General features: G+C 70.9%; 12 protein-coding genes, 1 tRNA gene and 1 pseudogene. 3 read left to right on the top strand and 11 right to left on the bottom strand.

Annotated features, from left to right (window positions below; genetic code table 11):
• Positions 1–216: 216 nt before the first annotated feature.
• The 6 genes from J2S55_RS15575 to topA form a co-directional block, all read right to left on the bottom strand.
• Positions 217–1800 (bottom strand): WD40 repeat domain-containing protein, encoded by a 1584-nt coding sequence (locus tag J2S55_RS15575; protein WP_306861173.1) that lies wholly within the window; start codon positions 1798–1800, stop codon positions 217–219.
• Entirely contained in the window at positions 1797–2303 is a 507-nt protein-coding gene (locus J2S55_RS15580; RefSeq protein ID WP_306861175.1) for a SigE family RNA polymerase sigma factor, read from the bottom strand. Before J2S55_RS15580 ends, J2S55_RS15575 begins: the two co-directional genes overlap by 4 nt.
• A 102-nt stretch (positions 2304–2405) precedes the next feature.
• On the bottom strand, positions 2406–3587 hold the full coding sequence (locus tag J2S55_RS15585; protein WP_306861177.1) for a DNA polymerase III subunit delta': 1182 nt from the start codon (positions 3585–3587) through the stop codon (positions 2406–2408).
• A gap of 21 nt (positions 3588–3608) precedes the next feature.
• Positions 3609–5675, bottom strand: coding sequence for a dTMP kinase (tmk, locus tag J2S55_RS15590; protein WP_306861179.1), 2067 nt, complete (start codon positions 5673–5675; stop codon positions 3609–3611).
• Positions 5676–5820: 145 nt separating this feature from the next.
• The gene (locus J2S55_RS15595) at positions 5821–7164 is read right to left on the bottom strand and encodes a metallophosphoesterase (protein WP_306861181.1); all 1344 of its coding nucleotides are present in this window, start codon (positions 7162–7164) and stop codon (positions 5821–5823) included.
• A 365-nt stretch (positions 7165–7529) separates the two neighbouring features.
• Complete coding sequence (topA, locus tag J2S55_RS15600) at positions 7530–10181, bottom strand: type I DNA topoisomerase (protein ID WP_306861183.1); 2652 nt, start codon at positions 10179–10181, stop codon at positions 7530–7532.
• A 157-nt stretch (positions 10182–10338) separates the two neighbouring features.
• Between topA and J2S55_RS15605 the strand changes: the two genes are divergently transcribed.
• Entirely contained in the window at positions 10339–10524 is a 186-nt protein-coding gene (locus J2S55_RS15605) for a DUF5703 family protein (protein ID WP_012895568.1), read from the top strand.
• A 217-nt stretch (positions 10525–10741) separates the two neighbouring features.
• Here the strand turns inward: J2S55_RS15605 and J2S55_RS15610 are convergent, their stop codons facing one another.
• The 3 genes from J2S55_RS15610 to J2S55_RS15620 all read right to left on the bottom strand — a co-directional run bounded on the left by J2S55_RS15610 (position 10742) and on the right by J2S55_RS15620 (position 15001).
• Positions 10742–12730, bottom strand: a complete 1989-nt coding sequence (locus J2S55_RS15610; protein WP_306861189.1) for a chaplin family protein — start codon at positions 12728–12730, stop codon at positions 10742–10744.
• A 230-nt stretch (positions 12731–12960) separates the two neighbouring features.
• Positions 12961–13572, bottom strand: a complete 612-nt coding sequence (locus J2S55_RS15615) for a hypothetical protein (RefSeq protein WP_306875437.1) — start codon at positions 13570–13572, stop codon at positions 12961–12963.
• 121 nt (positions 13573–13693) lie between these two features.
• Entirely contained in the window at positions 13694–15001 is a 1308-nt protein-coding gene (locus tag J2S55_RS15620) for a M20/M25/M40 family metallo-hydrolase (protein ID WP_306861191.1), read from the bottom strand.
• Positions 15002–15166: 165 nt separating this feature from the next.
• Here J2S55_RS15620 and J2S55_RS15625 point away from each other — a divergent pair.
• Positions 15167–15252 (top strand) — tRNA-Leu (locus J2S55_RS15625).
• A gap of 506 nt (positions 15253–15758) precedes the next feature.
• Here J2S55_RS15625 and J2S55_RS15630 read toward each other — a convergent pair.
• Positions 15759–16175: pseudogene (locus J2S55_RS15630) on the bottom strand (tyrosine-type recombinase/integrase); the annotation flags it as partial.
• Between the two features lie 62 nt (positions 16176–16237).
• On the opposite strand from J2S55_RS15630, the gene J2S55_RS48320 reads away from it, so the two are divergent.
• The gene (locus J2S55_RS48320; protein WP_370879674.1) at positions 16238–16627 is read left to right on the top strand and encodes a transposase; all 390 of its coding nucleotides are present in this window, start codon (positions 16238–16240) and stop codon (positions 16625–16627) included.
• Positions 16628–16723: 96 nt separating this feature from the next.
• Here J2S55_RS48320 and J2S55_RS15645 read toward each other — a convergent pair whose 3' ends face one another.
• Positions 16724–17152 (bottom strand): IS110 family transposase, encoded by a 429-nt coding sequence (locus tag J2S55_RS15645; protein WP_306861193.1) that lies wholly within the window; start codon positions 17150–17152, stop codon positions 16724–16726.
• Between the last annotated feature and the right edge of the window lie 122 nt (positions 17153–17274).

Genomic DNA, 17274 nt, shown 5'->3' on the forward strand with positions numbered 1-17274 from the left:
CTAGACGTGCTTCGATACTCCTCAAAAGTCCCCCGGTCTTCCTGCTCATCCCCGTAGAGCAGGACACTGTCCAATAGATTCGTAACGAATGTATGGAAATTCGCTGGGAATTCTAACGATCCACACTCATCCTTTGAGTGGCATTAGCTGTGATTGGTTCCCTTCGAGATGAAAAAGGGGGATGAGGGCCGTGGGGTCATGACGGCCCCCATCTCCTCACCAGCCGATTCTCAGATTTCCCGCGTCACCGAGCTCCGCAGCGCCGGGGAGCGCCCGATAATGGCCCGAGCTGATCACCCCGAGCTCCGGCCCCCGCTGGACGACGAGGTGCTCGCCCGAGGCGTCCCCGTCGACGAGCCGCAGATCACCCCGGTCGTCCTGGTAGATCACGTCCGTCTGACGGCCGTCCCCGGCGTCGAACAGCGCGATCGCGGCCGACCCCGCCCCGCCCGTGGACTGATCGGTGTTCTCCTGGACGGTCCGGGTCAGCGCGGCGACGAACGACCGGCCGTCCGCGCTGATCCGCACCCCGTGCAGGCCGGTGGGCGTGCCGGGAGCCGCCTTGAACTCGACCCTCCGCGCGCTGTCCAGATCCTCCCCGGCCGCCTCGGTGTCGAGCACCCACACCTCGAACGGTTCGGCTCCGGGCGGCACCGGCCCGGACGTGGCGGAGGGGAGCTCCTCGGGCATCGTGGGGACCGGCACCGGCAGGGCCGTCACGGTCTCCGAGGGCCACGGCTCGGCGAGCTCCGACGGATCTGGCCTGACGGTCTCCGAGGGCCACGGCTTGGCGGGCTCCGTGGGAGCCGCGGAGGCGACGGCCCCCTTCTTACCCGGGGGGAGGGCTTCCGGCGTGACCGTCACGGTCACCGTGGGCACCGGGCCCGCCGGCTGGTCGGGGGGCGCGGTCATCGGCGCGGTGGGCGTCTGTGACGGCTTCCTCTCGGGCTGCGCATCGGGCTGCGCGGCCCCCGGCCCCGTGGGTATCCGCGAGGGGGTCACATACACCGGCTCCGTCCCCGTCGCCGTGGGGACCGGCCCCGTGGGGGAGGCCACCGGATCGGGGGCCCGCGTGGCCGTGACCGTGACGCTCCCATCCGGGTCGGACCAGGCGGGACCGCGCTGGAAGGCGACCGTCCGGCCGTCCGCGGTGATCGACACGCTCGTGACGTCGCTGTTGTGGCGCGAGACGAACGTCCGGCTCTTGCCGGTGGTCAGGTCGGTCACCCCGAGCTGCCCGGTGACGGAGGCCGGGGCCTCGCACGTCTGCAGGCCGTAGGCCAGCTTGACGCCGTCCGCGCTGACCGCGAGCGAGGTGGGCGTCATGCCGTCCGGCACGGCGATCGGCAGCGTGTCGGCCCGCAGGACCTCGCCCTCCCGGCCGAGCGTCACCCGCATGAACAGCGCCTCGCAGGCGCCCAACTTGACCGTGGCGTAGAACGCGCCCCGCGCGGAGTCCACCAGCGAGAAACGCCTGTCCGGGTCCCTCCCCGGGAGGCTCCCCACCGTCCGGCCGGTGTCCGCCCGGTAGAAGGTGATCCCGTCACCGCCGGTCACCGCGTAATACTCCGGAGCCGCTCCCGCGGCCGTCGACCCGGCGACGTCCTCGCCCGGTCCCCCCTTGACGGCCACGACCCCTCCGGCGATCACCCCGGTCACCGCCGCCGCGGCCACCAGCGGCACCAGCCACGGTCTTCTCCTACGGCTACGGCGTGCCTCCGGCCGGAAGGCGGGGACGTCGCGGACGGTCTCCCCGACGGCCCCGGCCGCGTCCCGCAGCCGGTTGACGATCTCGTTCACTGGTTCTCCCCCAGCAGACGGCCGAGCGCGTCCAGCGCCCGGTGGGTGGTGGACTTGACGGTGCCGCGGCTGACCCCCATCGCCTGGGCGGTCTCCTCCTCCGACAGTTCGGCGTAGAAACGCAGCAGCAGCACCTCACGGCGGCGCCTCGGCAGCCGCTGAAGGGCCTCCATGACGGCCCGGCGCTCGGCCCCGAGCATCACCTCGGACTCGGCCGACCAGACGGGCGGCGCGTAGGTCCCGGCGAACCATGAGGGCAGCCGCCTGCGCCGCAGCACGCTGCGCGCGTTGTTCAGCACGGAACTGCGCAGGTAGACGAGTGCCCGGTCCGGGTCCCTCAGCCGGTCGAACCGGCGGTGGAGGCCGAGGAACGCCTCCTGCACCACGTCCTCGGCGGACTCACGGTCCCCGATCATGACCAGGGCCAGCCGGGTCAGCCCGAGCGCGTGCTCGGCATAGAGCCCGCTGATCGTCTCAGCGGGCTCCGGTCTCCCTAGGTCCAAGGTTTCGGCCTGCATGACCAGGAGACGCCAGAACCGCCTCCAGGTTGCTCGGAGACACCGACCAGATCATCAGCCAGATCACCGACCGGGTCACCGGCCGGATCAGAGCCGGGGCCGGTGCAGCGAGATGGTCATCGCCTCGACGGCCATCTGCGGGTTGACGTTGGCCGCCAGCCGCTCGCGGCAGTTCATGATCGCGTCGATCCTGCGCAGGGTGTCTTCCGGGGTGGAGGCGCGGGCCAGACCCTCCAGGTCGGCCCGGCGGTCCTCGGTGGCCAGCTCCACGTGCGCGCCGAACTGCACCGCCAGCACGTCGCGGTAGAACGCCACCAGGTCGAGCAGCGCCGCGTCGATGACGTCGCGCTTGGTCCGGGTGGCCCGGGACTTCTGCCGGTCCTCCAGCTCCTTGAGCGCTCCGGCCCCACCCCTGATCAGGCCCCTGTTGAGCCCCTTGCCCGAGGATCCCTCACCGTAGATCTTGCGCAGCTCGGTGATCTCGGACTCGTTCAGCACCGAGGTGACGGCCGCGGCCTCGTCCTCGGCGGTCTTCACCAGCCGCTCGGCGGCCGCCACGCACTCTCCCACCCCGGTGAGCGAGCCGGGGATGGACAGCACCGCCTCGCGGCGCTTGCGCGTCTCCTCGTCCAGGGCCAGCCTGCGGGCCCGCTCGATGTGCCCCTGGGCGGCCCTGGCGGCGAACTCCGCCATCACCGGGGGCACGTTCTCCCGGGTGGCCAGCACGTGGGCGACCGCGGCGGCGGGCGGGGTGACGAGCGTGACGAGCCGGCAGCGGGACCTGATGGTGATCATCATGTCGTCCGGGGAGGGCGCGCAGAGCAGCCAGACCGTCTTCGGCGGCGGCTCCTCGATCGCCTTGAGCAGCGCGTTGGAGGCGCCCTCGGTGGCACGGTCGGCGTCTTCGAACAGCACGACGCGCCAGCGGCCCAGGGTGGGCGCCCCGGCCGCGCGGAGAATGAGCTGGCGGGTGTCCTTGATGCCGTAGGAGAGCCCCTGCGGCCGGACGATCTCCAGGTCCGGGTGGGAGCCGACCGCCACCTGATGGCACATGTCGCAGTGGCCGCACCCCTGGTCGGGGCAGAACAGCGCGGCGGCGAACGCCCGCGCGGCCTCCTCCCGGCCGGACCCGGGCGGTCCGGTGAACAGCCACGAATGGGTCATCCCGGTGCCCGGGCCGCCGGCCAGGAGCTCGGCCCCGGCCGCCGCCGCCCGGCGGAGCGTCACGGCCGCCCGCTCCTGACCCACAAGGTCATCGAAGACTCCCACGCCCTCAACCTACCGCCGGTGTCAGTCGCGGATGACGGGGATGGTGCCGGTGGCGTCCTCCGACTCCTGCGGCACCGGGTCGGGCAGCACCTCGCGGACCCGGTCGTGGATGAGCAGGGAGATCTGCTCCTGGGTGAGGGTCCCGTCGACGACCAGGTAGCGCTCCGGGTCGGCGGCGGCCAGCGAGCGGAACTCGCGGCGGACCCGCTCGTGGAACTCCAGCGGCTCGGACTCGATCCGGTCGGCGGCCCCGCCCAGCCGGGTCAGGCCGACCGACGGCGGAGTGTCGATGAGCACGGTCAGGTCGGGGACGAGCCCCCCGGTGGCCCAGTTGTTGATCCTCGCCACGTCGCCCGGCTCCAGGGCCCGGCCGGCGCCCTGGTAGGCCAGCGAGGAGTCCACGTAACGGTCGGAGATCACCATCGAACCCCGGTAGAGCGCCGGCCGGATGACCTTCTCCACGTGCTCGGCCCGGTCGGCCGCGTACAGCAGCGCCTCCGAGCGCGCCGACAGCCCCTGGTGCACGGCGTCCAGCAGGATCGCGCGCAGCCTCATGCCCACCTTGGTCGAGCCCGGCTCCCGGGTCTGCACGACGTCGAAACCCTGGTCCCGGAGCCAGATCGCCAGCAGCCTCGACTGCGTGGTCTTGCCCGACCCCTCGCCGCCCTCGAACGCGATGAACATCCCGCGCGGCTGCTCGGCCTCCTCGGGCGTGAACCGCTCGCCGCGCACCGCCGCGACCAGGTCGGAGACGAGCGACACGCCCTTGCGGTCGTCCATGTGCCGCAGCGCGAGGAACCCGACGGCCACCGCGAGCAGCGCGCCGATCAGCAGCACCAGGTTGGACCCGTCGAACTGGTAGAACGTCTCCCGGCCGATGACGATGTCGTGCCTGCCGAACAGACCCGCCAGCGTCGGGGCGACCGCGACCACCAGCAGCAGGGTGACCCGGGCGAGCGACTGCAGGAAGGAGAACGTACGGCCGCGCAGGCTGTCTTCCACCTCCAGCCCGATCATGGTGTAGCCGATGATCCAGGCGGTCCCGGCGCACGCCCCCAGCATCACGGTGAGCAGGACGACGATCACCAGGTTGTGGATGAGCGCGATCGCGGCGAGGACCACTCCGGCCACGATGATCGACAGTCCGAACAGCCGCCGCCGGGACAGCTCGCGCAGCAGCCTGGGACCGAAGAACATGCCGGAGGCCATGCCGACGAAGACCGCGCCGAACACCACGCCGTAGGCCGCGTCGCCGCCCTGCAGCGCCACCACGTAGATCTTGGCGACGCCGACCACCGCGCCGCCCGCGGCGAACGCGCCGAGCATGCCGATGACCAGACCCCGGATCGGCCGGTTCCCGCCCACGAAGCGCCAGCCGTCGATGATCTGCCGGAGCACCGACGGCGTGGAGATCGCGGTGGTCCCCCCGCCGGCCTTCGGGATGTCCTTGAGCATGAAGATGATGAGGGCCGACACCAGATACGCGAAGGCGTTGATGAACAGCGCCAGATAGGTGTCACGGTCGGCGAAGTACGGGACGAACCTGCCCAGGGCGTCGTCGGCGACCGACAGCACGGCGAACAGGAGCGCGGCCACCGGGGCGGTGCCGTAGGTGACCAGCAGGTTGAGCTGGTTGGCCTCCTCCAGCCGCTCCTTGGGCACCAGGTTGGGCACCGTGGCGTCCTTGGCCGGGACCCAAAAGAGGTTGACGCACTCGACCAGGAATGTGGCGATGATCACCCACTGGTAGTTGCCGATCAGCGGGATCGACAGGACCAGCGCGAAGCGGAGCAGGTCGGAGAAGAACATCGTCAGCCGGCGGTCGAACCGGTCGGCGAACGCGCCCGCGAGCGGGCCCAGCAGGATCGCCGGGAGCATCTTCGCGACGAAGACGCCACCGATCGCCAGGCTCTGGGCCTGGTAACCGGCCCCGCTGGTGAGGTTTCCGGCGAGGGCGGTCAACGCGATGATGTTCAGCCAGTCTCCGAGGCTGCACACCGACATGGCCGTCCACAGCTTGCGGAACGGGGCGTTGGCCAGCACGTGGGGGGACTTGCGGCGCGCGGTGTTCCGGCCAGGGGTGGTCATGATGTCAGCGTATCCAGGTGCTCGCTGGGCTGGGGAAAACATGAGCCAGGTGGATATGCCCGGCTGCTCGTCGCATGAGGGTAATACGTACGGACTGTCCCCCGCAGGCGGCCTCCGTGAAAAGAACCCCCGGCGCCGGAGTCTCCTAGCCCTGGAGCTCCAGAAGGGTGATCTCGGGCGGGGCTCCGACCCGGACGGGCGGCCCCCAGAAGCCCGCGCCCCGGGTGACGTAGACCTGGGTGCCGTCCACCTCGCCGAGGCCGGAGACGACCGGCTGCTGCAACGGGACGATCAGGTTGAAGGGGACCATCTGGCCGCCGTGGGTGTGGCCGGACAGCTGGAGGTCGACACCGTACTCGGCGGCCTGGACGGCCTGGACCGGCTGGTGGGCGAGGAGGACCGTGGACCGGGAGCGGTCCCGGCCGCCGAGCGCCCGCTCGAAGTCGGGACCGTCGCCCGAGGCCGTGCCGTTGATGTCCTTGACCCCGGCGAGGTCGAGCACGGCTCCCCGGTGGGCGATCTCGACGCGCTCGTTGCCGAGCGGGCGGACACCGAGGCCGCGGAGCTCCTCGATCCACTCCTGCGGGCCGTTGGCGGCGTAGTACTCGTGGTTGCCGGTGACGAAGTATGCGCCGTAGCGGGATTCGAGACTCTTCAACGGCCTGGCCAGCGGTCCCAGCTCGGCGACCGTGCCGTCGACCAGGTCGCCGACGATGGCGACCACGTCGGCCTCCAGCGAGTTGATCATGCGGACGATGCGCTGGGTGTGCCCGACGCCGGTGAGCGGGCCCAGGTGGATGTCGCTGACCACCGCGAACCTCAGGCCGCTGAGACGCGGATCCAGCCTGGGCAGGGCGACCTTGACCGACTCGATCACCGGGTCGCCGAGGGCGGTCCTGATCCCGGACCCGACCGTGGCCAGGGCCCCCACCCCGGCGACGGCGGCGGCCGTACGGGTGATGAAGAGCCTGCGGCCGATCGCCTCCTCCGGCCCGCCTCCCGCCGGGGCCGCGGCACCGCTCTCCGAGCCTTCCCCCGGACCGGCCGACGGCCGCGCCGGCCCGGAGCCCGGCACGCTCGCGGCGGACTCCGACACCGGGGCGGTCAACGCGGGCTCGGGGCGCCGGGCCACGCGGTCCTGGCCGTCGGCCGGGCGCGGGGCGAGGCGGGCCCCGGCGCGGCGGCGGTCGGAACGGCGCAGGGCGAGCAGGGCCAGCGCGCGGGGGATCTCCAGGAGGACCAGGAACACCGACAGATAGAACATGATCGCGATCCAGAAGAAGCCCGGCCAGGCCAGGAAGTGCCCCCACTGGCTCCGCGAGCCGACGAGCGTCACCGGGACGAGCACGGCGAGACCGGCCAGGACCCAGGTCAGCACCCGGCGGGTCCGGCCCGCGACCGTGGTGGCACGGACCAGGCGGCGCCAGAGGTAGTAGTGGATCAGCGCCACCACTCCCACGACCAGCGACACGAACCCCACGATCGTCACCGTCCATCTCTCCCGCGCCGAGCCCGCCCGCCGTACCCGGCGCGTTCCGAAGAACGCCCGGGGCGGCGGATCCGTTCCCTTTTCAGGACAGCGCCTCAGGTTCAGGACAGCGCCTCAGATTCAGGGCGGCGCTTCAGGGCGGCGCTCGGGGCGGCGCCTCAGGGACAGCGCTTCAGGACAACGCTCGGGGCAGCGCCTCAGGGCGTGACCTCAGGGCGGCGCGGACGGCACCCGCCTCCCTGAGGTCACGCCAGGCGGGTGCGCCCTGTCAGGCCCAACCAGGCCCGGCCAGGCCCGACCAGGGCCCGACACGGCCAGGGGCGGCCAGAGCCCGACAGGGCCGCCCGGCCCCGCCGAGCCCTGTGTCAGGCCTTGGCCTTCGCCTTGGCGCGGGTCGGCCGCTTGGGCGCCGGACCGCGGGCGCGGCGGTCGGCGAGGAGCTCGGCGGCCCGCTCGGTGGTGATCTGCTCGACCTCGTCGCCCTTGCGCAGGGAGGCGTTGGTCTCGCCGTCGGTCACGTAAGGGCCGAAACGGCCCTCCTTCACCACGATCGGCTTCTTGGAGACGGGGTCCTCACCGAGCTCGCGCAGCGGCGGCGCCGCGGCGGCGCGCCTGCCCCGGGCCTTGGGCTGGGCGAACAGCGCCGCGGCCTGCTCCAGCGTGACCGTGAACATCTCCTCCTCGGAGGCCAGCGAGCGCGAGTCGGTGCCCTTCTTCACGTAGGGACCGAACCTGCCGTTCTGCGCCGTGACCTCCTGGCCGTCGATCTCCCCGAGCTTCCTGGGCAGCGAGAGCAGCTTCAGCGCGTCGTCGAGGGTGATCGTGTCGAGGGACATCGACTTCAGCAGCGACCCCGTGCGCGGCTTGGGGGCGTCTGCCTTCTTCACCTTCTTCTTGCCCTCGGCCGGCGGCGGCTCCTCGGGGAGGATCTCGGTCACGTAGGGGCCGTAGCGGCCGTCCTTGGCCACGATCACGTTGCCGGTCACCGGGTCCTTGCCCAGCTCCCGGTCGCCCGTCGGGCGGGAGAACAGCTCCTCGGCCCGCTCGGCGGTGAGCTCGTCGGGCGCCAGGTCCTCGGGCACGTTCACCCGGGCGCCCTCACGGTCCAGGTAGGGGCCGTAACGGCCCACCCGGATCATGATGTCGGTGCCCCGGATCGGGAAGGAGCTGATCTCCTTGGCGTCGATCTCGCCGAGATCGGTCACCAGCTCCTTCAGGCCCTCGTCGCCCTCCTCGCCGAAGTAGAAGCGGCGCAGCTCGGGCACCCGCTCCGCCCGGTCGTTGGCGATGTCGTCGAGGACCTTCTCCATGTCGGCCGTGAAGTCGTAGTCGACAAGGTGGCCGAAGTGCTGCTCCAGCAGGTTGACCACCGCGAACGCCAGGAAGGACGGCACCAGCGCGGTGCCCTTCTTGAAGACGTAACCGCGGTCCAGGATCGTTCCGATGATCGACGCGTAGGTCGAGGGACGGCCGATCTCCCGGTCCTCCAGCTCCTTGATGAGCGAGGCCTCGGTGTAGCGCGCGGGCGGCTTGGTGGCGTGCGCCAGCACGTTGAGCTCGGCCGCGGTGAGGCGGTCGCCCTCGTCCAGGTTGGGCAGGCGCTTCTCGGAGTCGTCGCGGTCGGTCGACGGGTCGTCCGCGCCCTCGACGTAGGCCTTGAGGAAGCCGTGGAAGGTGATGGTCCGGCCGGTGGCGCCGAACTCGACCCGCTCGCCGGAGCTGGAGGTGCCGCCCACCTTGACGCTGACCGACTCGCCGACCGCGTCCTTCATCTGGGAGGCGACGGTCCGCTGCCAGATCAGCTCGTACAGCCGGAACATGTCGCCGCTCAGCCCGGTCTCGCCCGGCGTGCGGAACTCCTCGCCCGAAGGACGGATCGCCTCGTGCGCCTCCTGGGCGTTCTTCACCTTGCTGGCGTAGACACGCGGCTTGTCGGGCACGTACGCCGAGCCGTACAGCTTGATGGCCTGGCTGCGCGCGGCGGCGATGGCGGTCTCCGACAGCGTGATGCTGTCGGTACGCATGTAGGTGATGAAGCCGTTCTCGTACAGGCGCTGGGCGATCTGCATGGTCGACTTCGCCGAGAAGCCCAGCTTCCGGCTGGCCTCCTGCTGCAGCGTGGTCGTCCGGAACGGCGCGTACGGCTTGCGGGTGTACGGCTTGCGCTCGACCGAGTTGACCTTGTAGGCCGTATCGGTCAGCCGCCCGGCCAGGGCCCGTGCCGCCTGCTCGTCCAGGTGGACCACGTCGGCGCTCTTGAGCGTGCCGTTGCTCGCGAAGTCACGCCCCTGGGCGACGCGCTTGCCGTCCACACCGGTCAGCGTGGCGGTGAACTCGCGCGGGGACTCCGGGCGGCCGGTGTCGAACAGCGCCTGCAGGTCCCAGTAACTCGCGCTGGTGAACGCCAGGCGCTCACGCTCGCGCTCCACGACCAGCCGGGTCGCCACGGACTGCACGCGGCCGGCCGACAGGCGGGGCTTGACCTTCTTCCACAGGACCGGGCTGACCTCGTAGCCGTAGAGGCGGTCGAGGATGCGCCGGGTCTCCTGGGCGTCGACCAGCCGCAGGTTCAGGGCACGCGGGTTGGCCACCGCGTCCTGGATCGCCCGCGGGGTGATCTCGTGGAACACCATGCGGTGCACCGGCACCTTGGGGTTGAGCACCTCGCGCAGATGCCAGGCGATCGCCTCGCCCTCCCGGTCCTCGTCAGTGGCCAGGTAGAGCTCGTCGGCGTCCTTAAGCAGCTGCTTGAGCTTGTTCACCTGCGCCTTCTTGTCGTGGTTGACGACATAGAGTGGCTCGAACTCGTGGTCCACGTTGACGCCCAGGCGGGCCCACGACTCACCCTTGTACTTCTCGGGGATGTCGTCGGCCTTCTCGGGGAGGTCGCGAATATGCCCGATGCTGGACTCCACGACGTAGCCGCGGCCGAGGTACCCAGCGATGGTCTTCGCCTTGGAAGGCGACTCGACGATCACCAGGCGGGTTCCGCCGGCGTTGCCGTTCTTGGCTGGCACGCTGCTTCCTACCTCGCTGTTCGCATTGGTTCCCCGTTTTCTTCCCCTCGGGTTACCCGGTCTGGATCGGGCACACTCCCAAGGAAAGCCGCAAGGACGCACAATAAAGCCCTATGAGTGCCGACGTCCCCCAGCCCACCCTCGGAGACTAATCGCTGTGCTCGACTACTCCTACTTGGTTCTCCATCTTCCGCGTGGCACCTCCAGAGACGCCGCCCGGCAGATTCTCACCGAACATGCAGAATACGGCGACTGGGAACTCGACCGCCTGAGACTGTATCCCGACGGCCGCCGGGACGTCCGACTGCGTCGCAAGATCATACGTGTGACCAGGACGATGTGACTCTGCGCACGCCCCGGTCACCCCGGTGAGGGCCGCCGGCCCCGGACATGGCTTTGCCCGTCCCGGGCCGCGCCCCCGGAACGGGCAAAGCTTCTCTGCCTCGCCGTACAAGGGAAGAGGGCGGTCCGGAACCGCCACTCTCCCTCGCTACCGGTGAAGCGTCTGTGCGCCTCCCTCGGGGGATCCGAGGGGACATAGCTGGAGAGTTACTACTGTCTTACTTCCGGCCGAAACGGATGCGGCGGGCGGTCGCGAAAAGCGCGGCGGACGCGGCGGCCATGGCACCGAGCAGCAGGACGGCCAGCGAGCCGGAGTTCATTCCGGTCACCCCCGCGGGCTGAGCGGCGCTCATCAGACCGAGGTCGCCCACGGGGAGCGCTCCGCCGATCGGGGTGGAGGAGACCAGGTCGGTCGCGGGGGCCAGCGGCGAACCGGCCTTCTGCCGCACGTCCTGGGCGGCCATCGGGGTGCCGGGAACGGCCGGCAGCTCCGGCAGGCCGGCCATGTCCCGCACCTCGCCGACGAGGGGCGGCTGCGGCAGCCCGGCGCCGTGCGCACGCCGTCCCGGCTTGCCCGCGCCCTGGGCGCCGCCGAGACCCGGGACGGCCTTGCCCGCACTCTGGGCGCCGCTGAGAGCCGGGATGACGGGGAGGGCGGGCACGAGGCCGCCGTCGGCGCGGCCGCCGACCCGCTGGGCCCAGTGGCCGTAGCCGTGATGCCCGCCGTGGTGCCCGCCGCCCGGCCCGCCGACGTGGGAGCCTCCCAGGCAGCCCGCCGCGGCGTCACCCAGCACGGCGACGGCGTTGCCGCAGATGTTGATCGGCGCCGTGATCGGCGCCACCACCTGGTTACCGGCGAGCACACCGTTCGCACCCGAGGTGCGGTTGCCCCCAGCCCCGAGACCACCACCCTTCGACGAGACCGAGGCACCGCCCCTGCAACCGGCCTCGGCCTTGCCCAGCACGGCGACGGCGTTGCCGCAGATGTTGATCGGCGCCGTGATCGGCGCCACCACCTGGTTACCGGCGAGCACACCGTTCGCACCCGAGGTGCGGTTGCCCCCAGCCCCGAGACCACCACCCTTCGACGAGACCGAGGCGCCACCCTTGCAGCCGGCGAAGGCCTTGCCCAGCACGGCGACGGCGTTGCCGCAGATGTTGATCGGCGCCGTGATCGGCGCCACCACCTGGTTGCCCGCGAGCACACCGTTCCGGCCCGAGGTGCGGTTGCCCCCCGCGCCACCCCCGGCGTTCCCGGCGTTCCCGGCGGAGATGCCGCCCTTGCAGCCCGCCTCGGCGTTGCCGACCGCGTTGCCGCAGACGTTGACCGGGGCGGTGATCGGAGCGATCACCTGGTTGCCGCTGCCGGCGGCGAAGCGGCCGTCGGTGTCGTTGCCGCCCGCCGCGGGATGCCAGCCCGGGCGCGGGCCGTGCCCACCCGGATAGCCGGGCTTGCCGGGCCGGCCCGGACGGCCTGGCCCGCCGGTCACCTCGGCGCCGCCCCTGCAGCCGGAGAACGCATCGCCGACGACCGCGACCGAGTTGCCGCAGATGTTGACGGGGGCGGTGATCGGGGCGACGACCTGGTTGCCGCCGAGCACGGAGGACCTGCCGGAGGTGGTGTTGCCCCCGGACCCGCCCCGGCCGCCGCCCCGGACGGACGCGCCGCCCCTGCAGCCCGCGACGGCGTCACCGAAGATCGCGATCGAGTTGCCGCAGGCGTTGATCGGCGCGGTGATCGGGGCGACGACCTGGTTGCCGCCCAGGACGCTGTGGTCGCCGTCGGTCCGGTTGCCCCCGGACCCGCCCCGGCCGCCGCCCCGGACGGACGCGCCGCCCTTGCAGCCCGCCTCGGAACCGCCGAACAGCGACAGCGCGTTGCCGCAGGCGTTGACGGGGGCGGTGATCGGGGCGTTGACCTGGTTGCCGCCCAGGACGCTGCCCCTGCCCGAGGTCTCGCCGGGGATGCCGCCGCCGCCGTTGTTCTCGACGGAGGCGCCGCCCTGGGAGGCCGCCGTCGAGGTGCCGGCGACGGCCGCGGCGTTGCCGCTGATGTCGATCGGCAGGGAGATCGGGGCGTTGACCTGGTTGCCGCCGCCGATCGAGTTGTCGCCGGAGGTGTCCGCGAAAGCCGTACCGCTGCCGAGGGTCATGACGCCCAGCGCGAGCAGTGCCGCGGGGGTCGTGCCCTTAACCCACGTACGCATGATTGATGCTCCTTGCGGTTCTTGGGGGGATACCTGACATCTCGTGACCGGCGTGCGGAGCCATGCGAGGTCCTGACGGGAGCCCGCACAGCGGGAGCCCCGGGGCCGTCACGAGGGATGGGAAATCACTGACCGTCATGGAGCGGAGCGGCTCCCCTGGAGACGGGGGCTGAGGCACGCTCCGCGACCGGCAGGCTCGACTGGAGAGGCGGCCGATCTACGGGACGGAGTCAGTCAGGAGAGAAGGAAGGGTCGTCCGCCGCTGTGCGGACCACCGGGGGGAGCACACACGCCAGTGGGGCGCGCTGAGCCGTCAACCGCGGGTCGTAGACGAACCGCGAGAGGTCCCCCACGCCCGGCCCCGAGAAGCCGGATCCACCGTTGGTCTGGGGCACGAATCCATCGGCGCCAGAGCTGTGGTCAACGGTGGTGGGTGCCGGGGACGCCGGCTTCGACTGGCTGGTGAGCCCGTCTATGCCTCGCCCGGCCATGGCCTCGGCGTTTCCTGACGCCGACAGCCCGCCGCTCTCCGTGGGGAAGACATCGGCCTGGAGGGCCGATCCGGAAGCGGCCGAGTCGGGGGCGCCGGAGCGCGCCACTCCCGTCGCCGCGGTGGTGTCCGCGGCCGCCGGAGCGGCGCCGAGGAGCCCGAAGACGACCGCGAGCAGCCATCCGGCGGCCAGCAGGGCGCCGACCGCGGAGACTCGCATGACGATCTGCCGGCTGCCGGCCGCGAACCGCGCCATCCGGTCAGCCCGGGTGAAGATCGCTTCGTCAGCGGAAACGGCCACGGGCGCGCGCCGAGCAGCGGGCGAGGACGCCCTCCACTGCTCCTGCGGCATGCGTGCCACGTGACCTCCCCAAAGCTCCTGGGTGGACCCGCTTCACGCGCGGCCCAACCCCTCGACGGAGAGTTACGTTAGCACTACGGGTAGTCAGTGCAATGGTTTTCCGCGGAACGTCTCAACAACCGTCCAGGAAGCGGTCAAGCACCCGCACCCCGAACCGGAGCGAATCCACCGGTACCCGCTCGTCCACCCCATGGAACATCCCGGAGAAGTCCAAGTCCGCCGGGAGCTTCAGCGGCGCGAACCCGAAGCCGCGCATGCCCAGTCGGCTGAACGCCTTCAGGTCCGTACCGCCCGACAGGGTGTACGGCACGGCGAGCGCGCCCGGGTCCTCGGCGAGCAGCGCGTCGGTCATCGCCCGCACCAGCGGCCCCTCGAAGCCGGTCTCCAGGGCGATGTCGTGGTAGACGAACTCCCTGGTCACGTTGGGGCCGAGCAGTTCGTCGAGCGTCTGGAAGAACTCCTCCTCGTATCCGGGCAGGAAGCGGCCGTCCACGTGCGCGGTCGCGGTCTGCGGGATGACGTTGGCCTTGTAACCGCCCTGCAGCATGGTGGGGTTGGCGGTGTTGCGCAGCGTGGCGCCGATCATCCGGGCCAGCGGGCCCAGCTTGGCCACGGTCGCCTCTGCGTCGTCCAGGTCGAGCTCCAGCTCCAGCGCCCTGGAGGTCTCGGTGAGGAAGGTCCGGACCGTCTGCGTCAGCCGTACGGGCCACTCGTAGCGCCCGATGCGGCCGACCGCCTCGGCCAGCTCCGTGACGGCGTTCTCGCCGTTGAGCATGGAGCCGTGCCCGGCCCGGCCGCTGGCGGTCAACCGCATCCAGGCGATGCCCTTCTCGGCCGCCTCGATGAGGTAGAGCCTTCGGGCCTCGTCGAGGGAGACGCTGAACCCGCCGACCTCGCCGATCGCCTCGGTGCACCCCTCGAACAGGTCCTTGTGCTCGCCGGCCAGCCACTGCGCGCCGTACGTGCCGCCGGCCTCCTCGTCGGCGGTGAACGCCAGCACCACGTCCCGCGGCGGCCGGCGCCCCTCGCTGAGCCGCTGCCGGACGACCGCGAGGATCATCGCGTCCATGTTCTTCATGTCGACCGCGCCGCGCCCCCAGACGCAGCCGTCGGCGATCTCCCCGCCGAGCGGGTGGTGGGTCCAGTCGCCGGCGTCGAAGGGGACCACGTCGAGATGACCGTGGAGCAGCAGCGCGTCGCGGGATGGGTCCTCCCCCTCGATGCGGGCGATCACGTTCGCCCTGCGGCTGTCGGACTCCAGGATCCGCGGCTCCAGCCCGACCTCCGCCAGCTTCCCGGCCACGTATTCGGCGGCCTCCCGCTCACCGGGGCCGGCGTTGTCGCCCGCGTTGGTCGAGTCGATCCGGATCAGGTCACGGCACAGCTCCGCGACCTCGTCCTCACCATTGAGCGCGGTCATGTCGACTCCTTCGTCTCCGTACGGCTTGCGCCTCCCATCCTGCCGCCGCCACCGCTCCACGGGCATCCCTCCCGACCCCGGTCCCATACCGATATGACGCAAGCTCAAGAGTTTGCTAACCTGATTCCGCCGACGCGGGATGACGGTCCCGCGTGCAGGCACCAAGTCCGGGTGGCGGAATAGGCAGACGCGCTAGCTTGAGGTGCTAGTGCCCTTTGCGGGGCATGGGGGTTCAAGTCCCCCCTCGGACACGCACTGATCCCCATGGGGTCCTGAGGGTCCTGGTCACTTAACGAAGTGACCAGGACTTTTCTCTTTCCAGGGTGATAGACCAGCCACAGGCCCAGACCTGCGTAGATCTTCGCCTTCCGCTACGCGGCTCACTCCCGCGGGCGTGAGAAAGACGACGAACTCGCGGGCCTTGACCTCGCGAACGGCGGCTCATGGCCGGCCGGGGGACCGGTCATCGGGGCCATCCTCGCGCGGGGATGGCCCCTCTTCCTCATAGTCGCGGTGAACGAGCTGCGCGTCAGCCCCGCGCACGCGGGGATGGTCTACGGAAACGGGCGGAACACGTCACTCGATGTCCAGCCAGGGGTCCGTCTGGGAGCCCAGGAGATGGGCGAAGGGTTGTGGTCCCCCCTCGGACACCATGAAGGCCCTGAGAATGTGCAGGTCACAGGCTCGGGGCATCTTTATTTCTGCCTCCGGAACGAGGCGTGATACTCCGCTGATACTTATGGGGTCGAGCACGGGATCACGCACTCGCGACCAGGACCGCGAACCAGTCGGCGGCCTCTCGCTGATTGCCGGGTATGACATGAGCGTAGACCCGGAGGGTGATGGCGGGGTCGGCGTGACCGAGGCGCTCGGCGACCATCTTCAGTGGCTTGCCACCCGCGATGAGGATCGTGGCGTGGGTGTGGCGGAGGTCGTGCACACGGATGCGCGGCAGGGCCTCCCGTCCGACCTTCTCGAACGCCCTCTCGCAACGCCCAAGCTGGCCTTGGAAGCCGCGCGAGAACCGCTCGGGGTGCCGGTGGTTGCCCTCCTGATCGCCGAAGACGAGCGCGTCGTCCCGGGCGAGCTGTAGCGCCATCCCGCCCCGCTCGCGCTTGTACGCCTTGAGTAACGCCACCGTGGCGGCGTCGAGATCGACCACACGGGGCTTGGCGGGCTTGGTGTCGCCCTCCCTTACAGCGTGCCCTACATGGTGGGTGAGTCGTTGAACTCACCATGGACGGCGGGCAATGGGACTGGATCGTCCCGGCGGGGTTGTGGGAGATCGCGCGGCCGTTGCTGCCGGCGCCTCGGGTGCGCCCGCAGGGCGGTGGGATCGTCGGTGTCGCTGATGAGGCGGTGTTCGCCGCGATCGTCTACGTGCTGGTCAGCGGATGCTCCTGGCGGGCGCTGCCGCCGTGTTTCGGAGCCTCGAAGTCCACTGTGCATCGCCGGTTTTTGATCTGGTCGTGTGCCGGGGTGTGGGAGCGGTTGCACCAGGCCGTCCTGGACCAGTTGGCCGGCGATGGCCTGCTGGATGTGTCGCACGTGGTGCTCGACTCGGCGCATGTGCGCGCCAAAAAAAGGGGGCGAACACACAGGTCCTTCGCCCGTGGACCGGGGTAAGCCCGGTTCCAAGCTGCACGTCCTGTCGGACGCGGCCGGACTGCCTCTGTTCGGCTACCGGCGCCTGTCACCCCGTTACGAGCGTTACCCCTACGCCTACTTGGCCTTTCTCACCCTCGCTGCAGCCATGACCTGCCATAAGCGACATCTCAAACTCACCATGTAGGACACGATCTTAACGGCCGAGTCCCTGGCCAGCTTGAACACGCGCATCGCTTCGACGTGCCCATCGCCGGACTTGGGCACCGCGGTGGCCGGCTCGGACAACACTGCTCTGGCTGCGGCCTCGGCGTCGACCGCATCGGTCCTGCCCCGCCGACGGCGGGCCGCCTTGTCCGGCTGGTTCACCTCTACCACCTGGATGCCCGCCTGACGCAGGTGCCGGGTCAGCGCGGCCCCGTAGGAACCGGTGCACTCCACACCAGCGCGGACCACCATCCCGAACCCTCGCGCCCACCCCAGCAGCGACCGATAGCCGGCAGCCATGGCGTGGCCAGGTTGGGCGGGGTGGGGCATGTTGGTCATAGGTCGTCGGGCTCCTGATCGTTCCGGGGCTGATGGCCAGCACCGGGCCGGTGAGGGCGGTCAGGACTGTGACGGTGCCTTCTAGGCCAAGGCCCCTATCGGGACACACTCCACCGGACCGG

Origin of the sequence: Streptosporangium brasiliense (assembly GCF_030811595.1) — a bacterium.
GTDB classification, from domain to species: domain Bacteria; phylum Actinomycetota; class Actinomycetes; order Streptosporangiales; family Streptosporangiaceae; genus Streptosporangium; species Streptosporangium brasiliense.

Coding starts and splice junctions, on each gene's coding strand:
- J2S55_RS48320 (WP_370879674.1), top strand. CDS start 16,238: ATGGACGGCGGGCAATGGGACTGGATCGTCCCGGCGGGGTTGTGGGAG.
- tmk (WP_306861179.1), bottom strand. CDS start 5,675: ATGACCACCCCTGGCCGGAACACCGCGCGCCGCAAGTCCCCCCACGTG.
- J2S55_RS15610 (WP_306861189.1), bottom strand. CDS start 12,730: ATGCGTACGTGGGTTAAGGGCACGACCCCCGCGGCACTGCTCGCGCTG.
- J2S55_RS15615 (WP_306875437.1), bottom strand. CDS start 13,572: ATGCCGCAGGAGCAGTGGAGGGCGTCCTCGCCCGCTGCTCGGCGCGCG.
- J2S55_RS15645 (WP_306861193.1), bottom strand. CDS start 17,152: ATGACCAACATGCCCCACCCCGCCCAACCTGGCCACGCCATGGCTGCC.
- J2S55_RS15620 (WP_306861191.1), bottom strand. CDS start 15,001: ATGACCGCGCTCAATGGTGAGGACGAGGTCGCGGAGCTGTGCCGTGAC.